Below are 1775 nucleotides of genomic sequence, written 5' to 3'. Positions count from 1 at the left end.
TGGACTACATGAACTCCCGCTACGGCAGCCCCGTCGGCGCCTGGAACTTCTGGCAGACCCACCACTGGTACTGAGCCACCGCTAACACCCCCGCACGCTCAGACGCACGCACGCTCGGCTGGAACCTCCAGCTGGGCGTTTTTGCGTGTCCGGATCGGCGCGGGCGCGTCACCCTCCCCAGCGCATGAGGTTCTGGAACAGCTCGCCCTGCTCGATGGCGTCGTCCAACGCGTTGTGCGTGTGGGGCCGCGTGGACAGCAGGTGACTCGGCATCGACCGCTTCGTCGCGTCGCGGAGCGGCACATCGGCCTTGGCCGCGTACAGCGTCTTGAGGTCCATGCAGCGGGAGTGCCCGAACGGAGAACCGGCGTCGGCGAACCGCATGAAGTACCAGTACATCCACATCCAGTCGTAACCCAGCGGGTACGCGACGAACACCGGCGTGGCGGACAGTTCCTCGGCCACGGCCGCGAGCCAGGCGGCCGCCCCGTTCATGGCCTCGGCGGGATCGCGGCCCTCCCGCACCAGCTTGTCCCGGTCCAGGCCGCTGACCGCCATGGCTTCCGGGTCGAAGGCGTCGGCGATCGGCTTCAGCTCGGCGTAGAAGGTGCGTTCGGCGGGGTCGACGGCCCGGAACCCGCCCCCGTCCCGAACCCCCGCGACCGCCAGGCCGAAACTGGACATCGAGAACGGGCCGGGCACGGGCCCGTCCGCCTCCACGTCGGCCGACACGTAGAACTCGGCTTTCGCCATCGTCTTCTCCTCCACGATCCGTTGTTACGAAAGGTTCCGGACGGTCGCCGTGAGCCCCGCCCGGCCCGCCGCGTCCAGGACCGTCCGCCGCAGCTCCTCCACTTCCGCGGCGGGCAACGGGGCGCCCTCGCACCGCAGGGAGAGCATCCAGTCGTCGTCCGCGTAGCGCCACAGGGAGAGCTCCACCTTCCCCGCCTCCTCGGGGCGCAGGTCACGCCTGCCGAACTCCTCGTCCCAGTCGTCGTCGATACGACCGCGCGGGGTCAGCCCCACCTGGTCCCGGAAGACGGCGAGCTCACCCTTCCCGAAGGTTCCCTTCAGCCGGATGCTCAGCTGATGATTCATACGGGTCGCCTCCCGGGCGGTTGCTGATCCAATCGGTGCTGATCCAATCGGTTTCGCGGAAATGCGTGGAGATCCCCGACACCCGACGAACCGTTCGGGGCTCGGCCCCGCCCTCACCGGCGTCCACCCCCAGCAGGTACGTGGCGTCGAAGGCTACCCGGGCGGGGCGGTCCGAGTCCGGCCGGGTCACGCATCCGTTCCGCCGGCCCGGGAGGACGGGCTCGCGGCGGACTTCCCGGGCCGCCAGTACTCGTTCGTCCCCGCACTCGCCGACGGAAACCGACGGAACGACGGCGGGGCAGCCACAGCGATACGACCGGTACGTCGACGAGCACGACGCACTCGACGAACGAGTCGACCTCGCACACCGCCGGCGAGGGCACCAACACCCGCCACGCCCGCGGCCGGCAGCGCGTGTACGAGTACGCGGTCGAGCCGCCCCGGCTCCGGACGCCTGCCGATTTGAGCCTGTTGGTGGTCGAGCGGCGGCCGGACGGTTCCATGACGGTGTCCACGCGGCGGACCGCAAACCGAACTTCGTCCTCCAGGACCGGGTGAGCACCCAGCCGCCGCCGAGCGGGCCAGGAGGGGGGGGGGGGCGGGGGGGGCCGCCCCCCCCGGCCGCCCCCCCCCCCCCCCCCCCCGCCCGCGCCCGGCGGGGGGGGGGGGCGCGCGGC

2 protein-coding genes are annotated in these 1775 nt (G+C 71.7%); both read right to left on the bottom strand.

Annotated features, from left to right (window positions below):
- Positions 1 to 168: 168 nt before the first annotated feature.
- The gene (locus tag NOD94_RS40260; protein WP_281211208.1) at positions 169 to 753 is read right to left on the bottom strand and encodes an exonuclease; all 585 of its coding nucleotides are present in this window, start codon (positions 751 to 753) and stop codon (positions 169 to 171) included.
- A 24-nt stretch (positions 754 to 777) separates the two neighbouring features.
- Entirely contained in the window at positions 778 to 1098 is a 321-nt protein-coding gene (locus tag NOD94_RS40255; protein WP_281211207.1) for a hypothetical protein, read from the bottom strand.
- Between the last annotated feature and the right edge of the window lie 677 nt (positions 1099 to 1775).

Source organism: Streptomyces sp. Isolate_45 (assembly GCF_024721315.2).
Taxonomy (GTDB): domain Bacteria; phylum Actinomycetota; class Actinomycetes; order Streptomycetales; family Streptomycetaceae; genus Streptomyces.
This window is presented reverse-complemented; position numbering and strand designations above follow the sequence as displayed.